General features: G+C 52.2%; 19 protein-coding genes and 1 tRNA gene. 10 read left to right on the top strand and 10 right to left on the bottom strand.

Features of this window, described 5'->3' with window-relative positions:
- Window positions 1–51: 51 nt before the first annotated feature.
- Together KK078_RS27880 and KK078_RS27875 are read left to right on the top strand one after the other, a co-directional pair.
- Window positions 52–990, top strand: coding sequence for a DMT family transporter (locus tag KK078_RS27880; RefSeq protein ID WP_254093714.1), 939 nt, complete (start codon window positions 52–54; stop codon window positions 988–990).
- A 107-nt stretch (window positions 991–1097) separates the two neighbouring features.
- Window positions 1098–1868, top strand: coding sequence for an acyl-CoA desaturase (locus KK078_RS27875; protein ID WP_254093712.1), 771 nt, complete (start codon window positions 1098–1100; stop codon window positions 1866–1868).
- Between the two features lie 52 nt (window positions 1869–1920).
- On the opposite strand, the gene KK078_RS27870 is transcribed toward KK078_RS27875, so the two are convergent.
- The 3 genes from KK078_RS27870 to KK078_RS27860 are packed head-to-tail and all read right to left on the bottom strand — an operon-like array spanning window position 1921 to window position 4728.
- The gene (locus tag KK078_RS27870) at window positions 1921–2637 is read right to left on the bottom strand and encodes a methyltransferase domain-containing protein (RefSeq protein ID WP_254093710.1); all 717 of its coding nucleotides are present in this window, start codon (window positions 2635–2637) and stop codon (window positions 1921–1923) included.
- A gap of 3 nt (window positions 2638–2640) precedes the next feature.
- Window positions 2641–3744, bottom strand: coding sequence for a type III polyketide synthase (locus KK078_RS27865; RefSeq protein ID WP_254093708.1), 1104 nt, complete (start codon window positions 3742–3744; stop codon window positions 2641–2643).
- A 45-nt stretch (window positions 3745–3789) separates the two neighbouring features.
- The gene (locus KK078_RS27860) at window positions 3790–4728 is read right to left on the bottom strand and encodes an isoaspartyl peptidase/L-asparaginase family protein (protein WP_317196003.1); all 939 of its coding nucleotides are present in this window, start codon (window positions 4726–4728) and stop codon (window positions 3790–3792) included.
- Window positions 4729–5389: 661 nt separating this feature from the next.
- Between KK078_RS27860 and KK078_RS27855 the strand changes: the two genes are divergently transcribed.
- The 3 genes from KK078_RS27855 (at window position 5390) to KK078_RS27845 (ending at window position 8117) form a co-directional block, all read left to right on the top strand.
- The gene (locus KK078_RS27855; RefSeq protein WP_254093748.1) at window positions 5390–5806 is read left to right on the top strand and encodes a TraR/DksA family transcriptional regulator; all 417 of its coding nucleotides are present in this window, start codon (window positions 5390–5392) and stop codon (window positions 5804–5806) included.
- A gap of 78 nt (window positions 5807–5884) precedes the next feature.
- On the top strand, window positions 5885–6610 hold the full coding sequence (gene scpB, locus KK078_RS27850; RefSeq protein ID WP_254093704.1) for an SMC-Scp complex subunit ScpB: 726 nt from the start codon (window positions 5885–5887) through the stop codon (window positions 6608–6610).
- Window positions 6597–8117, top strand: a complete 1521-nt coding sequence (locus KK078_RS27845; RefSeq protein WP_254093702.1) for a pseudouridine synthase — start codon at window positions 6597–6599, stop codon at window positions 8115–8117. Before scpB ends, KK078_RS27845 begins: the two co-directional genes overlap by 14 nt.
- 33 nt (window positions 8118–8150) lie before the next feature.
- Here KK078_RS27845 and KK078_RS27840 read toward each other — a convergent pair whose 3' ends face one another.
- Window positions 8151–9533, bottom strand: a complete 1383-nt coding sequence (locus KK078_RS27840; protein WP_254093700.1) for a sensor histidine kinase — start codon at window positions 9531–9533, stop codon at window positions 8151–8153.
- Between the two features lie 95 nt (window positions 9534–9628).
- Window positions 9629–9701 (bottom strand) — tRNA-Phe (locus tag KK078_RS27835).
- A 113-nt stretch (window positions 9702–9814) separates the two neighbouring features.
- Here KK078_RS27835 and KK078_RS27830 point away from each other — a divergent pair.
- The 5 genes from KK078_RS27830 (at window position 9815) to KK078_RS27810 (ending at window position 15066) form a co-directional block, all read left to right on the top strand.
- The gene (locus KK078_RS27830; RefSeq protein ID WP_254093698.1) at window positions 9815–11119 is read left to right on the top strand and encodes a (Fe-S)-binding protein; all 1305 of its coding nucleotides are present in this window, start codon (window positions 9815–9817) and stop codon (window positions 11117–11119) included.
- 33 nt (window positions 11120–11152) lie between these two features.
- A complete protein-coding gene (locus tag KK078_RS27825) occupies window positions 11153–11935 on the top strand; it encodes a (Fe-S)-binding protein (protein ID WP_254093696.1) in 783 nt (260 codons plus the stop codon).
- 40 nt (window positions 11936–11975) lie between these two features.
- Entirely contained in the window at window positions 11976–12470 is a 495-nt protein-coding gene (locus KK078_RS27820; protein ID WP_254093694.1) for a hypothetical protein, read from the top strand.
- Window positions 12471–12529: 59 nt separating this feature from the next.
- Window positions 12530–14542 carry an OmpA family protein gene (locus KK078_RS27815; protein ID WP_254093692.1) on the top strand — a complete coding sequence of 671 codons (2013 nt, stop codon included), beginning with the start codon at window positions 12530–12532 and terminating at the stop codon, window positions 14540–14542.
- 140 nt (window positions 14543–14682) lie between these two features.
- Window positions 14683–15066: a hypothetical protein gene (locus KK078_RS27810; protein ID WP_254093690.1), complete on the top strand. Its 384-nt coding sequence runs from the start codon at window positions 14683–14685 to the stop codon at window positions 15064–15066.
- On the opposite strand, the gene KK078_RS27805 is transcribed toward KK078_RS27810, so the two are convergent.
- The 5 genes from KK078_RS27805 to KK078_RS27785 all read right to left on the bottom strand — a co-directional run bounded on the left by KK078_RS27805 (window position 15067) and on the right by KK078_RS27785 (window position 21512).
- Window positions 15067–15360, bottom strand: coding sequence for a hypothetical protein (locus KK078_RS27805; RefSeq protein WP_254093688.1), 294 nt, complete (start codon window positions 15358–15360; stop codon window positions 15067–15069).
- A gap of 234 nt (window positions 15361–15594) precedes the next feature.
- Window positions 15595–17397, bottom strand: coding sequence for an acyl-CoA dehydrogenase family protein (locus tag KK078_RS27800; protein ID WP_254093686.1), 1803 nt, complete (start codon window positions 17395–17397; stop codon window positions 15595–15597).
- Window positions 17398–17420: 23 nt separating this feature from the next.
- Window positions 17421–18596, bottom strand: a complete 1176-nt coding sequence (locus tag KK078_RS27795; protein WP_254093676.1) for an acetyl-CoA C-acyltransferase — start codon at window positions 18594–18596, stop codon at window positions 17421–17423.
- A gap of 13 nt (window positions 18597–18609) precedes the next feature.
- A complete protein-coding gene (locus KK078_RS27790; RefSeq protein WP_254093674.1) occupies window positions 18610–21009 on the bottom strand; it encodes a 3-hydroxyacyl-CoA dehydrogenase/enoyl-CoA hydratase family protein in 2400 nt (799 codons plus the stop codon).
- 53 nt (window positions 21010–21062) lie between these two features.
- Window positions 21063–21512, bottom strand: a complete 450-nt coding sequence (locus KK078_RS27785; RefSeq protein WP_254093672.1) for a MarR family winged helix-turn-helix transcriptional regulator — start codon at window positions 21510–21512, stop codon at window positions 21063–21065.
- Between the last annotated feature and the right edge of the window lie 300 nt (window positions 21513–21812).

The following is a 21812-nucleotide window of genomic DNA, read 5'->3' as shown; positions in this document are numbered from 1 at the left end:
GCATCTGGAGGTATATTTACATCTGATTGTCAGCTCTTTACAAACTAGGCCTTGTTAGGATCTCCCACACTTCCCAAAAAACATTCGTCCGGATACTTTATTGGTGGCGTCATCATCGGCCTGGCCGGTGCGATCTGCTTTTCCACAAAAGCAATCGTGGTAAAGCTCGCGTATCGCGAAACAGACGTCGATGCCATTACCCTGCTGGCGCTGCGGATGTTGTTCTCGTTGCCTTTCTTTTTGCTCTCCGCAGCGTTCGCGTCCTCAAAAAGCGGAAACGTAAAATTCACAGGCCGGCAATGGGCGGCGGTAGCTGTCGTCGGCATTCTGGGTTATTATATCAGCAGTCTGCTGGATTTTCTGGGACTGCAATATATCTCGGCAGGAATGGAACGACTTATCCTGTTCATCTATCCTACCCTGGTAGTGCTTATGTCCGCCTGTTTCTTGAAGCAGAAGGTCAGCGATTATCAGTGGCTGGCATTATTGATTACCTATGCGGGATTGCTGCTCGCGTTTTGGAGCGAAGTGAATTGGAGTGAAGCTCCGGACGAACATTTCTATCTGGGCGTAGGGCTTATTTTTCTTTGCGCCATTACCTATGCGCTATACATCGTGGGCAGCGGCCGGCTGATCCCGGTCGTGGGTGCGGGGAAGTTTAACAGTTATGCCATGACCTTTGCAGCGGCCGCTGTGCTGGTCCATTTCTTCCTGGTCAGCGACCGGTCGCTGTTCCATCTTTCAGAAGAAATCTACTTCTACAGTTTCATCATGGCCATTCTGTCGACCGTCATTCCATCCTACCTGGTTTCGGAAGGCATTAAACGCATGGGTTCGGACAATGCCGCCATTGTTGGAAGTGTTGGACCCGTATCGACGATCCTGCAGGCATACATCTTCTTACAAGAACCCGTATACGCCGCCCAGCTCATCGGGACGGCGCTGATACTGGTTGGCGTACTGCTGATTGGCAAAAAGGGACGGTCATGAAAAATTTTTTTCAGATTCTGTCACAAACAGACAACGACTTTGTCTTACAAGCAAAAGGCTCAGGGTGGGCCCGCATTTAATTTTTACTACTACAATAGACATTTAACATGGCCGTAATTCTCGCATTTTTTATCGGGCACTGGTACCTTTCTTTGTTTTTCCAGACCTTTTTTCTGCACCGGTATGCCTCGCACCGTGCCTTTACCATGAACAAATTTTGGGAGAAGGTATTTTTCGTTCTGACCTGGATCTTCCAGGGCGCGAACTATCTCAGCCCCTATGGCTATGGCGTTATGCACCGCATGCACCATGCCTTTGCGGATACCGAAGATGATCCGCACTCGCCGAAATACGACGAAACCATCTGGAATATGATGTGGAAAACCCGCACGATCTATTCCGACATTGCCAACCGCAAGATGATCGTTGAGAAACGCTTTACAGAAGGTGTTCCGCAGTGGAATTCTTTTGACAAATTCGCCCGTTCATGGCCGTCACGGCTGTTTTGGGCCGCTATCTACATTACGATCTATGTCATGTTCGCACCCAGCCCATGGTTTTATCTATTGTTGCCTATCCATTTCCTGATGAGCCCGATCCACGGCGCGATCATCAACTGGTTTGCACACAAGTACGGCTATCGCAACTACGAAGTGGGCGATACGTCTAAAAACTTTCTGCCGGTCGATTTCCTGATGATGGGCGAAAGCTATCACAACAATCACCACAAACACGGAAACCGTGCGAACTTCGGTGGTGTTCGCTGGCACGAGATCGACCCGACATACATTGTTATTAGAATATTAGACAAAGTGGGTATCATCAAGATTGCCCGCAGCAAAGGCGTAAGCATCGAAAATGTGCAGAAGGCCGCCTAGAAAGATAATCTTTTGATCGAAAAGGGCTCTGGATTGATTTCCAGGGCCTTTTTTATTTCCGGGTGGTAGAGACGACCACACGCCAGCGAAACGCCCATTTCCATCGAAGCTGAAAATCGTCAATTCCTGCGTTTTTGAGGATTCTAACCACTTCTTCCTTTGTAAAAGCCCGCAACACCGAGAGCGGCGCATCAAATTTTACCATCGACGACCGTGAAAACAGCACCGTAAGCCATTTAATGGAATAATAGGCTACCGGGTGCCGATGAATGTCATTTATAATTATGCCCTTTCGGGCCTGATTTCGCAGGTTGCTAAAAAAAGTACTGAGCTGATCGTCGGTAAAATGGTGATAGAACAAAGTGCCTAAAACAACGTCAAAACGCAGGTTTTTAAATTCTTCTGAAAAGATGTCCAACGCCGAAAATTCGATTTCCGCTAAATGCTGCAGGTTTTTGCGCGCAAAGGCAATGATATGAGGATTGGCATCAATTCCGAATAATCTGACGGAAAGGCCCTTTTTTGCCGCCCAATGATGAATGATCCGTAGCATATCGCCTCCTCCGCAGCCCAAATCGACAATTGTGATGGTTTCGTTTGCCGGCCAATCTTTTAAAAGCTGCTCCAGTGCCGTAATCGTGACGGCATTGCCACCCAGCCATTTATTGATAAACTCCAGTTCGCGCAACGTTTGATGTACGACCTCGCCGGCACAGTGCAGATCGTCCATAATCTCGATTTCCGTTGAACGGGCTGAGAATTTGGGCATAATTCAGGTGGTTTGAATGCGCAGCAGCATGCTTTCCAGGGTAAGACCAGGACCGAATGCAAAGCTCAGAATGTGCTTTCCATCGTCTTCCTTCGCGGTTTTTCTAAAGATCTCTTGCAGCACAAAGACCACGGTAACGGACGACATATTTCCAAAATCCGCCAAAACCTGATAGGCAGCGGCATTTTGTTCGCGCGTCAGTCCCAGCTTGGCTTCGATCGCCTCCAGGATCTTCCGGCCACCCGGGTGGATCGCGAAGTAGCTGATATCGGGGATCTCGATCGCGATCTTCTTTAGCAGTCGCGCGGTGAGATCGCCAATGCCGCGGCCGATCACGTCGGGCACATAAGACGAAAGCATCATTTCAAAACCATGGTTTCCGATCTGCCAGGCCATGTCGTGTTGACCCGCAATAGAAAAATCGTTGTGAAACGCTTCACAAAGCAGGTTTTTTACTCCGGCGGGTTTTGCCTGTACGAACACCGCGGCGGAGCCGTCGGCAAAAAGGGCATTGGCCAGAATGTTGTCGTCCGACGGATGCTGCTGGAAGTGGATGCTGCACAGCTCGGTGCAGACCACCAATACACAGGCATCCGGGTTGGCGGCGCAAAAAGCATCGGCTGCTTTCAGAGCGTTGAACGCTGCGTAGCAACCCATAAAGTTGATGCTGGTTCGCTGTACACTCGTGGACAACCCAAGCGCATGCACCAGTTCGATGTCTAACCCGGGTGCATACATGCCGGTACAGCTGACCAGCACCAGGTGTGTCACACGCGTCAGATCGACTGAAGGGTTATTTGTTTTGAGATCGGCAACGGCCGCCAGGCTTAACGGCAGGGCCTGCTGGCGGAAGAGTGCCATGCGTTTTGCCGTATCGGGAAAGGGTTCGCCGTTGGGTGTATTAGAAAAAAAAGTAAAGTCTCCGGTTTTGCCGTAATCTTCGAGTACCGAATAGCGGGTGTGGATACCGGCGGCTTTAAAGATCGTCCGCAGCTTACGGCTTTCACCGGCGTCGAGCTTCATAGCCTTCACCATAAAATCGGCGATGGCCGATTGATCAAAACGGTGCGGGGGATTGGCGGTACCAATCGCGGTGATATAGCTCATGCCTTCAATATCCTGAAAGTGTATTGGAACAGCGTACGGCCGGCGTTACTTCTCATCCTGGTAAATGAACGTTTTGCCTTCTCCCTTTTTGGTGATGTAGCCCCGGTACATACCTGTTGTGTTGAATGTCATGGAAATATTACCATGCCTGTCCAGCGCAATGATACCACCGTCGCCGCCCAGCCGCGGTACTTTTTTCATGACCACGCTGTCTGCCGCTTGCTGCAGCGGAAGGCCGGCGTAGCGCATCAACGCATTGATATCGTGTGCTACGGCCAGACGTATAAAATACTCGCCCCAGCCCGTGGCAGAAACTCCACACGTGGCATTGTCGGCATAAGTGCCCGCCCCGATGATCGGCGCATCGCCGACCCGTCCATATTTTTTGTTCGTCATGCCACCCGTGGAGGTACCGGCGGCAATATTTCCGTAGCGGTCGAGGGCAACAGCCCCTACGGTTCCAAACTTTCTGTCCCTGCTATAGGGATCGATTAAAGCGGCTTCTTTGCCCGCTTCTTTTTGCTGTACTCGCTGCCATTGCTTGTAGCGCAGCGAGTCGAAGAAGTATGCAGGGTCGACAATTTCGAGACCCTGTTCGGCGGCAAATTTTTCCGCGCCGGCACCGATCAGCATGACGTGGTCCGATTTTGTCATGACAGCATGCGCTGCCGTGATCGGATTTTTTATAGTCGTAACACCGGCCACCGCGCCGGCCATGAGATTGCTGCCATCCATGATGGAAGCGTCGAGTTCGTTCTTTCCCTCGTTTGTAAAGACGGCGCCCTTGCCGGCGTTGAACAGCGGATTGTCTTCCATTACTTTGATGGCAGCGATCACCGCGTCGAGACTTTTGCCTCCCTGCGCGAGCACGGCGTAGCCACTGTCGAGTGCCTGGTTCAATCCGGCACGGTAAGCGGCCTCGCGTTCGGGTGTCATATTCTCGCGTTTGATGGTGCCCGCACCGCCGTGGATGACGAGCGTCACAGGCCCAATGGTGTCGTGGGATGATGACGGCGAAGCTGGACGATTACACGCTGCGCAGGTTAACAGCAGGAAAAAGGAAACACGTGCACGCATGGCTCGATTTTAAGTAAAAAGAAAGAGAATTACATGGTATTGTAGTTGGGATATGGCAATAAATGGTGTAATATTTTTGTTTTCAGGGTTGACCACCTAATTTTGCGAATCTTTACTAAAAGTTAGGATACAACCCCTTATGGCTAAAAGTAAGAAGTCAAGCGCTAAGCCGGCCAAGAAAGCTGCAAAAGCGAAACCTGTAGCAAAAGCAAAGAAGGCTGCTCCTGCCACGAAGTCGGCTGCCAAGAAAGCACCCGCGAAGAAAGTTGTAGCAAAAGCTCCTGCCAAAAAAGCTGCGCCCAAGAAAGCCGTCGCGAAAAAAGAGGCTCCCAGGAAAGAGGCTCCGAAAAAGCCGGTCGCCGTTACAGCGCCGAAAAAAGCCGAGAAGGTTGAGAAAGTAGAAAAAGTAGAGAAAGTAGTAGCAGCCGAAAAAGTGGAAAAGGCCGCGCCGAAAAAAGTCGAGCGCATGGCTACCCAACTCGCGCCGCCAATTAAAACTGTTCCGGTGGCCGCGCCGAAGCCGGCACCTCCACAATTAAATATTTTCCCCGTGCCGAATCAAAGACCGATTGCTCATAAAGCAGCAAAGGCTCCTTCTGCCGCCGACGAGCGTACCCGTTACTCCGAAGAAGAGCTGAAAGAATTTGAGTCGCTGATCAATCGCAAGCTCGACAAAGCACGCGATGAGTATAAGATCCTGAAAGATACCCTGAACCGTAACAACGACGAAGGTACAGATGCTACTTCCGGTGGTAACACCAAGGTACTGGAAGACGGTGCCGAAACCGCCGAAAAGGAAAACCTCAGCCAGCTGGCCGCCCGTCAGCAAAAGTATATCACCAACCTCGAGAATGCGTTGGTGCGCATCAAGAACGGAACGTATGGTATCTGCTCCGTCACGGGCAAGCTAATACCAAAAGAACGACTCATCGCGGTGCCGCATACGACACAGTCGATCGAGGCAAAAATGATGCAACACGATTAACGAAAATCCCCTCTTCACCGAGGGGATTTTTGTCTCAGATATATTTTCTGACCTTATCACTTTACCCTTTACAGTAGCGTGGATTTTCTTCAGAACCATATAGAAGCGTTGATCTTCTGTTCGCCGACGCCCATTAAACTGGCCGACATCAAGGCGTGTCTTTCTGAAATGTTTAATGCCGACGTGCCCGATGACGATATCGAAGGTGCTATTTACCGACTGCAGGAAAAGTTTGAGAACGACGATTTCTCTTTCCAGCTTTTTCAAGCCGCCGGCGGTTATCAGTTCCTGACCAAGCCGGCCTACCAGACCAGCATCGGTATCATGCTTAAACAGCAGTCGAAAAAACGTCTCTCGACATCCGCCATGGAGACACTTTCGATCATCGCTTATAAACAGCCTATCTCCAAGACCGATATCGAAAACATTCGCGGCGTGAACTGCGACTACGCCGTACAAAAACTGTTAGACCGTAACCTGATCGAAATTACCGGGAAGGCCGACACGATCGGCCGCCCCATGCTGTACGGCACCACGGTAAAATTCATGGAGTACTTCGGCATCAACGATCTGGCAGAGTTGCCGGCGCCAAAAGAATTCACCGGCGACGTAAGCACCATCGGCGAGAATGCCGAAACAAAAGAAGAACCAACAGCAAGCACCACGGAGGAGCCGGAAGCGGTCACGCCGGAAAATACTGACGAGGCTTCCGCAACCGAGCCCACAGCAACAAACGGTCAGGACAGCGGACCTGACATGGATGCAGACAACAAAGATTTAAAAGAACCAGATGCCCAGGCATAACAAGGAAGACGGCCCGTCACGTGGCCGCAAAGGCCCCACAGGGGCAAAGCCCAAATTTGATACTTCCTCGTTTTCAAAACGAGGTAGTGGCCCAGCAAAGTCATTCAAAAAAGACGACGCCAAACCGCCGCGTAAAACACGCACAGAAGGCGAATCTGGCGGTGGTTTCCGTAAACGTTCAGGCGAAGGTTTTTCAGAAGGCGGACGCGCAAAGTCTTTCAAGAAAGACGGCGCCAGGTCATTTCGTAAGGACGCCGGTGCGGGCGAATCGCGCGGTGGTTTCAAAAAACGCAGCGAAGGATCTTCTGAAGGCGCACGCCCCAGGTCATTTAAGAAGGACGGAGAAAAACCCTTCCGCAAAAAGACTGACGATGAATCTACGGGTGGCTTCCGCAAGCGTGGCGACGAAAGCTTTTCTGAAAGAAGAGCAGGCGCACGCGCCGGTTTTTCTGCACGCCCTGCACGCGGCGGCGCCGATAAGCCTCGTCGCAGTCGCGAGGAAGAGGGAGATAAACCTTTCCGCCGTCGTGAAGACAAACCCTTTGGCGACAAGCGCGAAGGCAAGAGCTTCTCGGAAAGAAGAAGCACCCGCGCCGGAGCTTCGGGATCAGAACGCGCTGAGCGACCGCGTCGTGGTAAAGAGGAAGACGACTTCGACAAGAAATCTTCCGCCGGTAAGCGCGGCGTAAGCTCGCTCCGTCGCGACGATGACAGAGGCCGTGAAAGCAAGAAGAGCTTATCGACCGGCCGTACCCGTAAATCAGAAGATGCATACGACGAACCGGCGGAGGCACAAACCGGCAAGGTTCGTTTGAACAAGTATATCGCCAACAGCGGGGTATGCTCGCGCCGCGAGGCCGATGAGCTCATTACCATGGGCCTGATCTCCGTCAACGGCAAGGTCGTTACCGAGCTGGGCTACAAGGTCAATCCGGGCGATGAAGTGCGCCACGAAGAAAAAGTACTGCGGGCCGAAAAACCTGTATACGTTCTGCTGAACAAACCGAAAGGGTATATCACGACCACCAACGATCCGCAGGAGCGTAAAACCGTTATGCACATCCTCGGTGGTGCAATAAAAGAACGCATCTACCCCATCGGCCGCCTGGACCGGAACACCACGGGCTTGCTGCTGCTCACCAACGATGGCGAGCTGGCCGAGAAGCTGATGCACCCGTCGTATAACGTCAAGAAGATCTATAAAGTAGAACTGGACAAGCCGCTGTCAAAAGGCGATTTCCAGAAGATCCTCGACGGCATCCGCCTGGAAGAAGGCCGTGCCGTAGTAGACGACCTGGCGATTGTCTCGGACGACGGCAAGACCATTGGCATCGAGCTGCACATTGGCTGGAACCGCGTCGTACGACGCATCTTTGAATCGCTGGAGTATGAAGTGGTTAAGCTCGATCGCTCGGTATATGCCGGTTTGGATAAGAAAGATCTGGGCAGGGGCGAATGGCGATTCTTACGAAAAGACGAAGTAGTTCGCTTGAAGCACTACAAATAACAGATGAGACCGGCCAAACGCCGGTCTTATTTTTTAAGCGTTCTCCAACTGTATCCGGAAAACGCTGCCCTTTCCCAGCTCAGAGGTGACGTCGATGGTCCCCTTTACTTTGTTGAGTGCCTCGCGCACGATGTATAAGCCAAGGCCCGTGCCCTCGGTATCGACAGAGGCACGATAGAACATTTCAAAGATTCGCGGCAGGCTTTCTTCCGGAATACCCTGTCCGTTGTCCTCCACGGTAATCTCAACCAGGTCGCTGTTGCGGGTAAAGCAAATGCGGATATAGGGCTTGGGCTGATCGAGGTTGTGATACTTTACGGCGTTGGCCAGCAGGTTATTCAACACGATCTTGATCTGGTTGTAGTCCGATACAAAAACGTCGGTGCCGTTGGGGCTATAGTCCAGCTCGATAGCGGAGGCACCCTTGTTAAATTTTATATCGGTTATCGTTTCGTCCACAAGGTCTTTCAGACGCAGCTCTTCCATGCGCGGCTCGGTCTTCTTGCTGCGCGAAAGGCTGAGGATATCGCCGATGACGAGGTCTAATTTTTTGATCCGGGATTCGATCATGTCCATAAACATTCGCGCCCGTTCCTCCTCGAACTCCAGCTTGCCCAGATACGTCAGCCCCAGGATCGAGGCGATCGGCGCGCGCAGGTCGTGTGAGGTGTTGTATAAGAACATGTCGAGCTCCTTGTTGGAACGACCGAGCTTTTCACGTTCATCTTCCAGCAGCCAGATCACCATGCTCATGCCCATCAGGGCGATCAGCAACAGATCGGCCACGCCAAAAAAGCCGGGCACCTCCATGCGCTGGTCGGCTACGTTGACAACCACTTCGGCAAAGTAATACAACTGATAGAGACTAAAGACGATAAAGGAACCCGCCAGCATCCGCTGTCCGAGGCCGCGGGAGAATTTCCGGTTGCGTAGCACCACGACGCCGGTAAATAAGAAACCCGAGCCCATGGCCAGCGTGCGGCTACCGACGCGCGCCAGGTGGCGCAGGTTTGAATCCTGCACATTCTGACTGAAGAGTATCACCGAGGCCACCGCGATGCAAAAGACTGCCAGCAGGATCACTTTAAATTGCCGGCGGTTAAAAGCCCTTTCGGTCACCAGCTCATACGTGCCGCGCAGCACCCAAAGCACCTGCAGAAAACACGACATCTGACCTACCACACTGGTTATGAGGCGAATGGGAGACTGACTGTACGCCAGGTACAATGTAACGACACCGGTACAGGCCATATAGACGGCAAACGCGCTCCAACTCAGTGCCCAGGTGTAGAGGAACCGGCGGCGATAGAGAATGCCGAAGTGCCGGAACATAAAGAACAGGATCACCCCCAGGATACATTGGGCCAGGTACAAATAGAGCAGGCGTACGATGGTATCAGAGAGGTGTAAACCCATGGGTCTGGGGATTGCTTGCTAAAATATTAAAAATTAGGCCGGTAGCAGCACCCGGCCGGAGGGAAAAAGAAAAAGGCCTCGTCGGAGGCCTTCTGTGGTGATGGAGGGAGTCGAACCCCCGACACAAGGATTTTCAGTCCTTTGCTCTACCAACTGAGCTACATCACCTAATTTTGACCGCACGTCTGGCGGACAGGGGCACAAAAGTATGTAAATTTATATTTGGTGCAAAACCCTGTGAGAATTTATTGAAATTAATGGATTAGGATTTATTATCGCATATGATTCAACAAGCACTTTTCGTCATCACCCTGGGTGTGGCGATCTACTTTATCCGAAAACGCGTTTTACGCCTCTGGGCCAACATTAAGCAGGGAAAAGACCGGGTCATTAACGACCGTCCCGGCGAGCGTTTAAGCAACATGGTGCTCGTTGCTTTTGGCCAGAAAAAAATGTTCAAAAAATTTATTCCGGCCTTTCTCCATCTCTTCATTTACGTCGGCTTCGTGGTCATCAACCTCGAAGTGCTGGAATTTATCATCGATGGCGTGGCCGGCACCCACCGCATCTTCGCCCCTTACCTGGGCGGATTTTATACGGTATTGATGAACATTTTTGAATTCCTGGCGCTGGCCGTACTGCTGTCGTGCGTCTTTTTCCTGATCCGCCGCAATGTGTTGAAGATAAAACGCTTTCATGCCGCCGAGCTAACCGCCTGGCCCAGGCTGGACGCTAACATCATTTTGTGCACCGAGATCGTGCTCATGCTGGCGATCCTGAATATGAATGCTGCCGACCAGGTGCTGCAGCAACTCGGCGCCGATCATTATACCCCCACAGGCAAACTTGTTCTGAGCTCATTCTTTGTGCCGCTGTATGACTCCCTGTCCGAGACAGCCCTGGCCGTCATCGAACGCGGCGCATGGTGGTTCCATATCATCGGCATTCTGGCATTTGCCGTATACGTCACCTACTCCAAGCACCTGCACATTTTCCTTGCCTTCCCGAACACATACTTTGCAAACCTGGAACCCAAAGGGCACATGAAGAACATGCCCGTGGTAACAAACGAAGTGAAGCTGATGCTGGGGCTGGCCGATGCCAATGCCACCCCCCCGGCGGAGCCGGGTCGTTTTGGTGCCCGCGACGTACGCGACCTGAGCTGGAATAACTTAATGGCCGCTTACTCCTGCACGGAGTGTGGCCGCTGCACGGCAGAATGCCCGGCCAACCTGACCGGCAAAAAGCTTTCGCCGCGCAAGATTATGATGGACACCCGCGACCGCATGGAAGAGATCGGCAAGAGCCTCGAGAGCGGTGGCCCCGGCGCCGAAGATGGAAAATTCCTGTTGGGCGATTACATCACCAAAGAAGAGATCAACGCCTGCACAAGCTGCAACGCCTGTGTGGAAGCGTGCCCGGTCATGATCAACCCGCTGGAGATCATCCTCGAGCTGCGTCGCTATGTGGCCATGGAAGAATCCGGCTCGCCAGCATCGTGGAACTCCATGTTCCAAAATATTGAAACCAGCTTCGCGCCCTGGAAATTTCCGCCCAGCGACCGGTTTAAATGGGCCCAGGACTAACGCAACGAAGTACGACTTAACAACCAGACGACAATGAACGTAGTGACCATGGCCGATATGGCCGCCAAAGGCGAAAGCCCCGAAGTACTTTTCTGGGTAGGGTGCGCCGGATCTTTCGACGACCGCTATAAACGTGTAACCCGGGCTTTTGTAAAAATCCTGCAGGCGGTCAATATCAACTTCGCTGTCTTGGGACCCGAAGAGACCTGTACGGGCGATCCCGCCCGGCGTGCAGGCAACGAATTTCTTTTTCAGATGCAGGCCATGAGCAACATCCAGGTGCTGAATGGCTACAATATCAAAAAGATCGTTACCGCCTGCCCCCACTGTTTCAACACCATCAAAAACGAATATCCCGAGCTCGGCGGCAACTACGAGGTGATCCACCACTCGGCATTCCTGCAGCAGCTCATTCAGGAAGGAAAGATCAAGGTAGAAGGGGGCTCGTTCAAAGGCAAAAAGATCACCTATCACGACTCCTGCTACCTGGGCCGCGCCAACAATATTTACGAAGCTCCCCGCAGCGTGCTGGAAGCCCTCGACGCCGACCTGGTGGAAATGAAGCGCTGCCGAACCACGGGCCTGTGCTGCGGCGCCGGCGGTGCGCAAATGTTCAAGGAGCCTGAGAAGGGCGATAAGGACATCAACATCGAACGCACCGAAGAAGCGCTGGCGACCGGCGCCACAACGATTGCCGTCGCCTGTCCGTTCTGCATGACCATGCTGAGTGACGGCGTAAAAGGCAAAGAGCGTGAAAACGACGTAAAAGTGAAGGATTTAGCCGAACTTATCGCTGAATCGCAAGGTTTGCAATAAGGTTCTTCCCGCCACCGCGGGAAACGTAAAATGTAAAACTATGCTTATTCCCTTTCACCAATTACCGGCCACCTCCCGCGTCTGGATATACCAGGCAGAAAGAAAAATCACTTCCGCTGAAAAAGGCATAATTTCAGAGGTACTCACAGCGTTTACCCAAGGATGGAGTGTGCACGGCCAGCCGATGGAAACGTCGTTTGAAATACGGCACGACCACTTCATCGTACTGGCAGCCAACGACCACGCAAGCGGCTGTTCGATCGACAGCTCCGTGCGCGCCGTCAAAGAGGCCGGCGCGGCGGCGGGTGTGGATTTTTTTAACCGTACCAACATTGCGTTCCAAACAACCGGGGGTGTAACCCTGGTGCCGATGGGTGACCTGAAAAAGAAGTATGCCGAAGGGATCTGGAGCGGAACTACGCCTGTGTTTGACAACCTCGTGGACACAAAAGGCAAGTTGGACGAAGCATGGGTTGCCCCGGCTGGCGACACCTGGCTCAAGCGGTATATACCGGCAGAATCGGTTCTTCCGTAAGCCGGAATATTTCGTAGCTTTAGCCTTACAGAGCGAAACAGATTATATCTTAAGATGTTATGAGATCTACCTCCCTCCTACTGTTTATCGTTATTATACTCAGTAGCTGCAGCACCGAGAAGAAGGCTATCAAAGCGTTTAAGCTGGGCAAGTACCAAAACGCGATTGACCTGTTTAAAAAAACAGGCAATAGCGGCAAGGCAAATTTCTTTATAGCAGAGTCGTACCGGCTGTCAAACCGGCCCAAGGAAGCTGAACAGTTCTATGCAAAGGCCGGTGGCCGCGGCTTCGACGCCGATAGCATTAAGTTCTACTACGCGCAAGCCCTCAAGGCAAACGGTAAATACGACGAAGCCCGTCAGCAACTGGAATCACTGGTGGCCGCCACCAGCAACACCCCGCTGAAGGACCGCGCTTCTGCCGAGATCAACGGTATCGGCTACCTGGCCAAGCTGGCGGAGTCACCCAGCTACTACAAAGTAAAAAACCTCGAGGCCATCAATACACCCGCCAGCGAATATTCGCCGGTATACCTCAACAGCGAGCTCTACTTCACCTCGTCCCGCGGCGATGGCAAGATCTACGAAGCGGAAGGCAAACCCTTCACCGATCTGTACAAGGTCACCACCAAGGGCGCCAACGTAGAGATGTCCACGCTCGCCCGCCTGCCGGAAGGCATCAACGACAACGTTCGTAACGAGGGCTGCGTCACCTTCTCGCCCGACGGCAAGATCATGATCTTTGCCAAAGGCAACTCCGAAAAGAAAAAAGGTGGTGGTGCCGACGTCGATCTGTATATCTCCCGCTTCCGGAACGACGTCTGGTCCGAGCCCATTCCCATCAACATCAATACGCAGTTCAAAAACGAGTCAGACGGAGACGCGAAAAACTTTAGCTGGGACTCTACCCCCGCCTTTAGCCCCGACGGTCGCACGCTCTACTTTGCCTCAAACCGTAAGGGTGGTTACGGTGGCACCGATCTTTACTCGGCACAGATGGACAGCCGTGGTCGCTTTACCCGCGTACGGAACCTCGGGCCCGAGATCAACACGTCCGGCAACGAGATGTTCCCCTATGTGGCCGAAGACGCTAAACTGTATTTTGCCTCCGACGTACACCCTGGCTACGGCGGCCTGGACCTTTTTGTCGTAAAGCGCGCCAACGGCAAAACCCAGATCAAAAACCTGGGTCAGCCGATGAACTCCAACAGCGACGACTTCGCCATGTTCCTCTTCAAACCCGACCGTGGTTTCTTTGCTTCGAACCGCGATGGCGGAAAAGGCGATGACGATATCTACACCTTCATCAACGAAGATCCCGACCTGCGCGTCGTGAACTACTATCTGCAGGGCATCACTTATACACCGGGCAAAGACGGCAAGCTGCAGATCCTGCCAAACACAAAAGTGAACCTGCTGGACGGCAAGGGCGATGTGATGCAGGACTATGTCACCGGCAACGACGGTAAGTTCCTCTTCCGCGTATACGAAAACGAAGACTACAACCTGGTGGGTGAGTCAAGCGGCTACCTCGTAAAACGGCAAGGATACACCACGCGCGGCAAGTCGGTCGATCCTTCCACACTCAAAGAACTGCTGACAAACATTACCCTCGACACCATGATCGTGCTCGAGAAGATCGAGCTTGACAAGAGCTTTGTACTCGAGAACATCTACTACGATTTTAACAAATCCAACATCCGTTCGGATGCGGCGAAGGAGCTCGACAAGCTCGTACAGCTGCTCCTCGACAACCCGGAGATCAAGATCGAGCTGGGATCACACACCGATAGCATCGATGACGAAGCCTATAACCGCCAACTGTCGCAACGTCGTGCAGAATCTGCCGTGTCCTATATGATCCAGCACGGCATCGCCGCCGAACGTCTGCAAGCGAAAGGATATGGCGAGTCGAAACCCATCGCACGCAACACCAACCCCGACGGTACCGACAACCCCGAAGGCCGTCAGAAGAACCGCCGCACGGAGTTTAAGATTCTGGAGGTGGGTGCGGTAACAAAACCGGTTGAGGGCGACGAGCAATTCGAAGAGGACAGGTACTTCCGAGAGTAGCGGCGCCTGTGGCGCCGTTGCAAGACACGAATAAAAATCAGCGAATTGAAAAAGGTTGCGTTTTCCGCAGCCTTTTTCTTTTTTATGTTGTAAAGGATGGCACGGAGGTTGTTTTACTATGGGTGTAAAACATTCCAGCCATGAAATATTTTGTGTTGTTCTTTCTGCTGATAGGCTCCGCACATGCCATGGCCTATGACTCTGGCATCGCTATTCAAACGGACAAAGGCGCGCGCATACAGGTAACGATAAACGGCAAGCTCTACACCCGGCAGACCGGCAATTTTGTGCGGGTTCGAAGCTCACCCGGCTTATTTCACTTGCAGGTAAAAGTGTTGAACCCGTATGACAAACAATGGTATATCGTACGCAAGGACATCCGCACCGAAAAAGGATTTGAGTTTCAATACAAGGTCGTTTTCACAAACAAGCAAAAGCCGACGCTGGTGGAAGTGAAACGAAACCCGGTGTATTCGAAATATTTTCTCAACCCGGTGTTATACAACAGGCACCCCGTTGCATAATCAACGGCGGGCCTTCACCAGGATGACGGCGATCAGTACGATGGCCGCCACGGTGAAGATATTGTCGGACCAAAAGCCGACAAAGGGCACGTGCCCGTGAAAGCCTTGAAAAGGTAAGCTGATGATCCAGCCGAGAAGTTCAAACATGCCACCGATCACGGCGCCGATGATTCCGAAAACAAAACCGATCACGCCGCCTACTGCGCCCAGCACGAGTCCGACGATGGCGAAAGAAAAGGGAATGGCAAATACTATCAGCACCAGGATCAGGATGGATATCGTTATCGCTTTCATATGCAATCGGGTTTGGTCTGACCACATCAAAGATCGTGCACCGCGTAAACGATCTTCAAAAACGCTGAAATCTTTTTAAAAAAGGACTTTTTCCTTTTTTGTGTTGGTCTGGGTGATCAAAATATGAACAGTGCTCTCTGCAAAAATGAACACCCGGCGCGCATCCGGCCGGGCAATAAAAAAAGGCCAGATTGCTCCGGCCCTTTTCAGTTTAGGTTATAGGAACGAGAATTCTTAGAAAGGATATTCTCCTTTTTCAATAACATAGTCCGCCACCTTCCGGCGCGCGTCCTTCAGATTGTAGGCATCTATTTTTGTGAAGCGCTTCAGACCCATGAGCAACAGGCGTTGTTCATCTCCTTCCGCAAATGCGGAGATTGCTTCGCGGCCGGCCGCCGCGGCTTTCGCCACTGCCTGGTGCAGATAGATCAGGGCCATTTCTTTTTGAAGCTCTGCCGCCTTTTCACTTTTTTGACCGATGATCTTTTCCACGCGCAGTAATGTAGACTCGGCCACATATACTTCGATCATCATATCTGCCAGGTTCATCAGGATCTCTTGTTGTTCCGAGAGTTTCATCATGAACTTCTGTACCGCAGAACCCGCCACCATCAGGCCGGCCTTTTTCAGATTTGCCAGTACCTTCTTTTCTTTCACAAAAACACCTTCCTCTTCGGCAGCACCAAAATCCGGGATGGCAAGGAGCTCTTTCTGAACACCCATAGCCGGCGTCATCAGATCCAGCGAACCTTTCATGGCACGCTTCAACAGCATGTCGACCGTCAACAGCCGGTTGATCTCATTGGTACCTTCAAAGATCCGGTTGATCCGCGCATCGCGATACGCCCGGTCCATCGGGCCCTCTGCCGAGAAGCCCATGCCGCCATAGATCTGTACACCCTCGTCGACAGTAAAGTCAAGTACTTCCGAACCGTGCACTTTCAAAATGGCACATTCAATGGCAAATTCTTCCAGCGCTTTGAGACGCGCTTTTGATGAATCTGTTCCGGCGGCTACAAAAGCGTGATACGCATCGTCGATATTTTGACCGGCACGATAGTGTGCCGACTCCGAAGCAAAAATGCGTGTCGCCATCTCTGCGATCTTATGTTTGATCGCGCCAAAAGATGAGATCGATGTACCGAATTGTTTCCGCTCGTTGGCATACCGTGTAGCGATGGAAGTAGTATGCTTGCTTCCGCCGAGCGCGGCGATGCCCAGCTTGATACGACCGATGTTGAGAATGTTCACCGCAATCTTAAAACCGTTCTCGCGCTCGCTCAGCATATTTTCCACCGGCACCTTACAGTCGTTGAAGAAGATCTGACGGGTAGACGACCCTTTAATGCCCATCTTCTTTTCTTCTTCGTTCATCGTGATCCCACCAAACGATTTCTCTACGATAAAGGCTGTCAGGTTTTTGTCGTTATCGATCTTGGCAAAGACCACATACACATCGGCAAAACCACCGTTGGTGATCCACATCTTTTGGCCGTTGATGATATAGTGCTTGCCGTCGCTGCTCAGCACAGCCTTGGTTTTACCGCTGTTGGCGTCCGACCCCGAGTCGGGTTCGGTCAGACAGTAAGCAGCCTTCCACTCGCCCGTCGCCAGCTTGGGAATATATTTTTTCTTCTGGTCGTCGTTGCCGTAGTAGAGAATGGGCAACGTGCCGATGCCCGTGTGAGCCGAAAGCGCTACCGCTACCGAGTGACCCGCGCCGATGACTTCCGCCACCAGCATGGTGGTATTGAAGTCCATGCCAAAGCCGCCCAATTCTTGCGGCACCGAAGTGCCGAGCAGGCCCAGCTCGCCTGCCTTATCGAGGATCGAAGGCATGAGCTTCGGATCTTTCATGGAATCAATTTCATCCAGGCGCGGCCATACTTCCTTCGACAGGAAGTCGCGGCACTGCTGCATGATCATGCGCTGCTCTTCATTGAATTCCTCTGGAATGAAGATCTCGGCCGCTGCCGTGTCGCGGATCAAAAATTCACCCCCCTTAATAGCCTGTTTCGTTGCTGATGCTGTGCTCATAACCCGATCGTATTTTTAATTTCTTAGTTCAACAATTCATAAATGCCGGCAACACCCTGGCCACCGCCCACACAGGCCGTCACCATGCCGTACTTTTTATTCTGACGGCGCATCTCGCCAAACAGCTGCACCGACAGACGCGCGCCCGACGACCCCAGCGGGTGACCGACAGCAATTGCACCACCGTTTACGTTCAGCTTGCTCCGGTCGATGCCGAGCTCTTTTACCACCGCCAGCGACTGCGCCGCAAACGCTTCGTTCAGTTCGAACAGGTCGATATCATCCAATTTCAGTCCGGCAATTTTTAATGCCTTGGGTATAGCCGCCACCGGGCCAATGCCCATGATGCGCGGATCCACACCGGCCGTCGCATAGCTTACCATGCGCGCGATAGGTTTCAGGTTAAGCTGGTTTACCATACGTTCCGACATCACCACCACAAAGGCAGCACCGTCTGAAGTCTGTGAAGAGTTCCCGGCTGTAACCGTGCCACCGGCGGCAAACACGGGTTTTAGTTTTGCGAGACCTTCCACCGTCGTGTCGGGGCGGATCCCCTCGTCTTTATCGACGATGAACTCACGCGTCTTTTTCTTCATGTTCTCATCGATGTAAACTTCTTTTACCGTGATGGGCACTACTTCGTCTTTGAATTTTCCGGCCTTCCATGCAGCGGCGGCCTTCATATGCGATTCGTATGAGAACTGATCCTGCTCTTCGCGCGAGATTTTGAATTGCTTCGAAACCTCTTCGGCCGTAAGGCCCATGCTGGTATAATAGGTCGGATGGTCTTTCGCGATGGTATAATTCAAGGCTGTCTTAATACCCATCACCGGCACCAGCGACATAGACTCCGTACCGCCCGCGATGATGATGTCTGCCTGACCGGCCTGAATGCGATGACTCGCGATTGCGATCGTCTCGACGCCCGAGCCGCAATAGCGGTTCACTACCATGCCCGGGTTGTCGATGCCGAGGGCGAGCAGCGAGATCATGCGGCCCATCTGCATGCCTTGCTCTGCTTCGGGCACCGCGTTGCCGACGATAAGATCATCCACCATTTTATTTTCCAGACCCGGTACAGATTTTACCAGGTGCTTAATAACATCCGCGGCCAGGTCGTCGGGACGTGTAAAACGGAAGCCTCCTTTTTTTGCTTTGCCGACACCGGTTCTAAAACCTGCTACGATATATGCGTTCATAATTTTCCCTGTTTTAGTTTCTCAGCGGCTTGCCGCCAGTTAAGATCGATTGAATTCTTTCGAGCGTTTTCTTTTCGCCGGTCAGCGATACAAAAGCTTCGCGCTCGAGATCGAGCAGGTATTGCTCGCTTACTTCCTGCGGATACGACAAGTCACCGCCGCACATAACGTTGGCGATCCATCCGGCGATTTTTTTGTCGTGGTCGCTGATGTAGTTGCCCATGCGCATCCCTTCGATACCCGCCATAAAAAGCGCCATACCCGTACGACCTTGTACTTTAATATTTTTCGCCGGCACTGGCATGGTATAGCCGGCGTCCGCCAGTTCGATCACCGCCGCTTTTGCGTCGAGCAGCTGGCGGTCTTTGTTGACGGAGATGCGATCCTTCTGCCGCAAAATGCCCATCTCGCGTGCTTCTTCAGCCGACAAAGCAACTTTGGCTGTGGCGATATTCATGAAGGCATTTTGCAACGCGTTCAACTCCACATCGCCTTCTTCCAACGCATCGCTTACACGCTTGGTAAGTTCTTTCGTTCCGCCGCCGCCGGGAATGAGGCCCACGCCCACTTCTACCAGACCGATATAGGTTTCAGCCGCCGCTTGCGCAAGGTCCGAGTGCAGCGTCATTTCGCAACCGCCGCCGAGCGTGCGGCCCTGCGGCGCGACCACTACCGGCACGGACGAATAACGGAGACGCATGACCGAATTTTGGAACTGGCGTACCATAAAGTCGATCTCGTCGTACTCCTGCTCGATGGCAAACATAAACACCAGACCGAGGTTTGCTCCCAGCGAAAAGTCGGCACCCTGGTGACCTACCACCAGACCGCGATAATTTTTTTCCGCCAGGTCGATCGCTTTGTTAAGACCTTCGATCACCGAGCTGCCGAGTGTATAACTTTTGCTATGCCACGAAAAGTTGATCACACCGTCGCCCAGGTCCGTCACTTTCGACTCGGCGTTTTTCCAAACCACGTTGTCGCTGAGGTTTTCGAGAATGATAAATTCCTCTTTGCCCGGAATATTTTTGTACGATTTCGACGCGATGTCGTAGTACTGGCGCTTGCCGCCTTCGACACGGTAGAAAGATTTGTGTCCCGCAGCCAACATTTCGTTTACCCACGCAGCCGGTTTATAGCCGATCGCCTCCATGGCGGGCAGACTTTTTTCAACGCCGACGGCGTCCCACGTTTCGAACGGTCCCAGCTCCCACCCGAAACCGGCGCAGATGGCATCGTCGATTTTGTAGAGCTCATCTGAAATTTCCGGAATGCGGTTGCTGGCGTATGTGAACAGACCGAAGAACGCATCGCGATAAAAATCGCCGGCTTTATCTTTTCCGGCCAGCAATACTTTAAACCGATCCTTCAGATTGTCGATGGTCTTCGTCGTTTCGAGTGTAGCAAACTTTGCCTTTGCTTTCGGTTTATACTCGAGTGTACTCAGGTCGAGCGTCAGGATCTCCGTCTCTCCCTTGGCATTTTTTGATTTTTTGTAAAAGCCCTGGCCTGTCTTATCGCCGAGCCATTTATTTTTTTCGAGCTGGTTAACAACCTCGGGCAGCTTAAACATTTCGCGGCCTTCGTCGTTTGGCAACGCGGTGTATAGGTTGTTGGCTACTTTGATCAGCGTGTCGAGACCGACGAGGTCCGACGTACGGAACGTCGCCGACTTCGGACGGCCAATCACCGGGCCGGTGAGCTTATCGACCTCGTCAACATTCAGGTCGAACTTGCGCATCGAGTCGATCACTTTCAGCAGACCCCACACGCCAACGCGGTTGCCGATAAAGGCAGGCGTGTCTTTACACAGTACCGTGGTCTTTCCAAGATACAGGTCACCATAGTGCATCAGGAATTTTACGACTTCGGCGTCAGTATCTTTTGTCGGGATAATTTCAAACAGCTTGAGGTAGCGCGGCGGGTTGAAGAAGTGTGTGCCGGCAAAATGTTTTTTAAAGTCGTCGCTTCTTCCTTCGGCCATCAGGTGGATAGGAATACCCGAGGTATTCGAAGTCACCAGCGTTCCGGGCTTGCGGAATTTTTCCACCTGCTCGTAAACTTTCTTTTTGATATCGAGATTTTCCACCACTACTTCGATCACCCAGTCCATGTCTTTGATCTGGGGCATGTCGTCGTCAAAGTTGCCAAGCGCGATACGCGAGATAAATTTCTTGCTATAGATCGGGCCCGGACTCGATTTGATCGAGCGGTCGAATGAGCCTTGCACGATCCTGTTTTTAACGGCTTTGCTATCGGTCGTCAAACCTTTGGCTTTTTCCTCGTCGGTAAGTTCCTTCGGGGCAATGTCGAGCAGCAATACCTGGCACCCGATGTTGGCAAAATGGCAGGCGATCGCCGAACCCATCACACCAGAACCGAGGACAGCAACTTTGCGAATAGAACGTTTCATCAGTTAATTATTTTTTGATCACGCATGGAACGCTTCTGCGTTCAGGCTCCAAGTTAATTTTCTACCTTTTCGTAAATGTTATTTCGGTCGATTATTTGGTTGATGTTCTGCAATACTTCGAAGAACACTTCCAGTTTCTCCACCGAAATTTCTTCGCGCACCGCCTGGTTGAATTGCAACACCACACGGCGCGACACCTCCCGTTTTGTTTTGCCCAGGGGTGTTAGAAAAATTCTGACCGATCGTTTATCGACTGGATCCGGTTCGCGGTAGATGAGTTTTTTTTCCTCCATGGCCTTCAACATCCGCGTCAGACTGCGCGACTCAAGCCCCATGAGCGGAGCGATTTTTGTCGCCGGCGTGCCGTTTTCGGCATGAATGTTTAACAAAACAAAACCAATCGACGTGGTAAGGTCATATTTGCCCGCCTGCTGGTTGTACATGCGGGCGATGGCGTGCCATGCCGTTTTTATATGGTGATCTACCGTTTCTTCTTTCCGCATACGATTACACCTCGAGGTAGCGAAGGTAGAAAAATCTTGTTATGCATGCAGAGTATTTCGGGATTTTTTTCAGGTCGGTCGCCACAACCGCAAGCCACGGGAATTTTTTAACAACATGACCTATTGATCCGTTTTACAGCATATGGCAGCAACAGCATTCCAGGAACTTTTTGACAAGTTCGCCCAAACGGGCACCGTCGTTTTTATCAGCATTCGGCCAAAACGTCTGGAAGGCGTTCAGGCGGTCGATTCGGTCGTGGCCACCTCGGATTTCGGCCTGGAAGGCGATCGTTACAGGAA

Source organism: Dawidia soli (genome assembly GCF_018598185.1).
Classification (GTDB): Bacteria; Bacteroidota; Bacteroidia; order Cytophagales; family Cyclobacteriaceae; genus Ohtaekwangia; species Ohtaekwangia soli.
This window is presented reverse-complemented; position numbering and strand designations above follow the sequence as displayed.